The organism is Kineococcus glutinatus (genome assembly GCF_039542765.1).
GTDB lineage: Bacteria > Actinomycetota > Actinomycetes > Actinomycetales > Kineococcaceae > Kineococcus_A > Kineococcus_A glutinatus.
This window is the reverse complement of record NZ_BAABIL010000022.1, coordinates 1-3,073: the sequence shown is the minus strand read 5'-3', so window position 1 is coordinate 3,073 and position 3,073 is coordinate 1. Positions and strand designations below refer to the sequence as shown.

General features: G+C 78.6%; 3 protein-coding genes. 2 read left to right on the top strand and 1 reads right to left on the bottom strand.

What is annotated here, in order from left to right:
• Positions 1–1,205, top strand: a 1,205-nt coding sequence (locus ABEB16_RS01575; RefSeq protein ID WP_345710523.1) for a DUF58 domain-containing protein, incomplete at its 5' end; no start/stop codon positions are given.
• Positions 1,206–1,246: 41 nt separating this feature from the next.
• On the opposite strand, the gene ABEB16_RS01570 is transcribed toward ABEB16_RS01575, so the two are convergent.
• On the bottom strand, positions 1,247–2,245 hold the full coding sequence (locus ABEB16_RS01570) for a stage II sporulation protein M (RefSeq protein WP_345710522.1): 999 nt from the start codon (positions 2,243–2,245) through the stop codon (positions 1,247–1,249).
• 106 nt (positions 2,246–2,351) lie between these two features.
• Between ABEB16_RS01570 and ABEB16_RS01565 the strand changes: the two genes are divergently transcribed.
• The coding region (locus tag ABEB16_RS01565) for an RDD family protein (protein ID WP_345710521.1) at positions 2,352–3,073 on the top strand (722 nt) is incomplete at its 3' end.

The following is a 3,073-nucleotide window of genomic DNA, read 5'->3' as shown; positions in this document are numbered from 1 at the left end:
GGGCGCTGGTGGTGGCGGCGCTGATCGCGCTGGACGTGGTGCTGGCCCCCTCCCCGCGCCGGCTGCTGCTGGAGCGGGAGGTGGCGCCCTCGGTGCGCCTGGGCGAGCCGTGCACCAGCACGGTGACGGTGACCAACACCGGCTCCCGCCGCGCCCGCGGCCTGCTGCGCGACGCGTGGCAGCCGTCGGCGGGGGCGGGGCAGGACCGCCACCGCATCGACGTGCCCCCCGGTGAGCGGCGCCGCACGAGCACGCAGCTGCGCCCGGTGCGCCGCGGTGACCGGGCCGCGGACCGCGTCACCGTCCGGCTGCCCGGTCCCCTCGGGGTGGCGGCCCGGCAGGCGTCGCTGCCGCTGCCGGGGCGGCTGCGGGTGCTGCCGCCGTTCACCTCCCGCCGCCACCTGCCGTCCCGGCTGGCGCGGCTGCGGGAGCTGGACGGGCGCACCGCCGTGCTGCACCGCGGGCAGGGCACGGAGTTCGACGCGCTGCGGGACTACGTCGACGGCGACGACGTGCGCTCCATCGACTGGCGGGCCACGGCGCGGCGGCAGACGGTCGTGGTGCGCACGTGGCGGCCGGAGCGGGACCGGCGGGTGCTGCTGGTGCTGGACGCCTCCCGCACCGCCGCGGCCCGCATCGGGCAGGAGGTGCGCCTCGACGCGGGCATCGAGGCGTCGCTGCTGCTGGGGGCGCTGGCCTCCCGCGCCGGTGACCGCGTCGACCTGCTGGTGCACGGGCGCGCCGTGCGGACCCGGGTGCGGGGCGCGTCGCGGGCCCGGTTGCTCGGCGAGCTCGTCGAGGCGCTGGCCCCGCTGGAGCCGGAGCTGGTGGAGACGGACTGGGACGCGGTCGTCGCGGAGATCCGCACCACGGCCCGCCAGCGCTGCCTCGTGGTGCTGCTGACGGCGCTGGACTCCGCGGCGGTGGAGGTGGGGCTGCTGCCGGTGCTGGGGCAGCTCACCGCCCGGCACACGGTGGTGGTGGCGTCGGTGGACGACCCGTCGCTGCGGCGGCTGGCGGCGGGGCGGGGGGACGTCGACGCGGTCTACCCGGCGGCTGCGGCGGAGGCGGCGGCGGCGGAGCGGGCGGCGACGGCGGAGCTGCTGACCCGGATGGGGGTGGAGGTCGTGCACGCACCGCCGGCGGACCTGGCGCCGGCGCTGGCCGACCGCTACCTGCACCTGAAGGCGGCGGGGCGGCTGTAGGCCACCTGCGCGGTGTCGGGGGCGGCCCGGGGCGGCCGGCCTCAGCCCCGCACCGGCGCGACGTCCCCCGCGTCGGCGTCGGTGACGTCGCCGGTCTCCCCCTCGGCCGCGGCCCGGCGGCCGAGGACGGCGACGTAGGTGAGGAACGCCAGCTCGGCCAGGGCGCCGATGCCGATGCGGGCCGCGGTCGGCAGCGGCGAGGGGGTGACGAAACCCTCGATGACCCCGGAGACGAAGAGGACCGCGACGAGGCCGAGGGCGACGCCGACCATGGCGCGCCCCTCGCTCGCCAGCGCCTGCCGCCGCGGCCTGGGCCCGGGGGCGACCCACGCCCAGAACACCCGCAGGCCCGCCGCACCGGCGACGAAGATCGCGGTGAGCTCGAGCATGCCGTGGGGCAGGATCAGGCCGAAGAACAGCTCCGCGCGGTCGCTGGCGACCATGAGACCGCCGACGAGACCGACGTTGACGGCGTTCTGCACCATGACGAACACCGGCAGGACGCCCGTGATGCCGGTGGCGATGCAGACGGCGCCCACCCACGCGTTGTTCGTCCACACCCGGCCGGCGAAGGAGACGTGGGAGTACTCCGAGTAGTAGCCGGCGAACTCCACCTCCACGAGGCGGCGGACCGTCTCGTCGGAGCCGAAGACGGCGGCCTGCCGCACCGGGTCGGCGGTGACCCACACCCCCGCCGGCACGGCGACGACGAGGAAGAGCAGGGTGGTGGCCAGCGTCCACCAGCGCAGCCGCCACAGCGCGGCGGGGAAGGCGCGCGTCGCGAACCGCACGGGGGCGCGCCAGCTGGCCCGCTGGGTGCCGGTGAGGCGGGCCCGGGCGCGCGCCAGCAGGGTGGACAGCTCGTCGACGAGCACCGGGTCGGTGGTGCTGGAGCGCAGCAGCGACAGGTGGGTGGCGGTGCGCTGGTACAGGACGACGAGCTCGTCGGCGCCGGCGCCGTCCAGGTCCCGGCGGCCGGTGAGCTCGCGCAGCCGGTCCCACCCGGCGGCGTGGACGGTGCGGAAGGCGTCGACGTCCACCCAGCTCCCCCGGCTCCTCGCGGCTCCCGCCCGGGAGCGCCCCGCCCCATCCTGGCAGCCCCCGCGGGCCGCCGGGGACGGGCGCGGCAGCCGGTAGCGTGCCGGCATGGCAGCGAGCGCTCCACCGCCGGCCGGCCCGGGCGCGGCCTTCGCGGCCGTGCCCGCGGGGGCGCTGGCCGACCCGTTCGCCGGGGACGTGGTGACCGGCGAGGCGGTGGTGCTGGACCTGCGGGCCGCCTCCTTCGCCTCCCGCCTCGTCGCCGCGCTCCTCGACGGCCTGCTCGCCGGGGCGCTGCTGGCGGGGCTCACCGCCGGGGCGTTCGCCGCCTTCGAGGGGGCCGACGAGGCCGCCCTCGCCGCGGTCACCCTCGGGCTGTCCGTCCTGGTGCTCGTCGGCCTGCCCACCCTCGTGGAGACCCTCAGCCGCGGCCGCACGCTGGGCAAGCTGGCCTGCGGCCTGCGCGTGGTGCGCGACGACGGCGGGCCGGTCCGGTTCCGGCAGTCCCTCGTGCGGGCGCTGCTGGGGGTGGTGGAGCTGTGGGCGCTGGCCGGCAGCGCCGCGATCCTGTGCTCGCTCGTCGACGGGCGCGGCAAGCGGTTCGGGGACCTGCTGGCCGGTACCTACGTGGTGCGGGAGCGCACCGCCGCCCGGCACGTGCCGCTGCCGCCGATGCCGCCGGAGCTGGCGGGCTGGGCGCGGGCGGCGGACATCGGGCGCATCCCGGACCGCCTCTCGGTGGCGGCCCGGCAGTTCCTGGCGCGGGCCGGCGCGCTGGCCCCGGCCTCGCCGCAGCAGCTCGGCGCGCAGGTGGCGGACTCCCTGGCCCG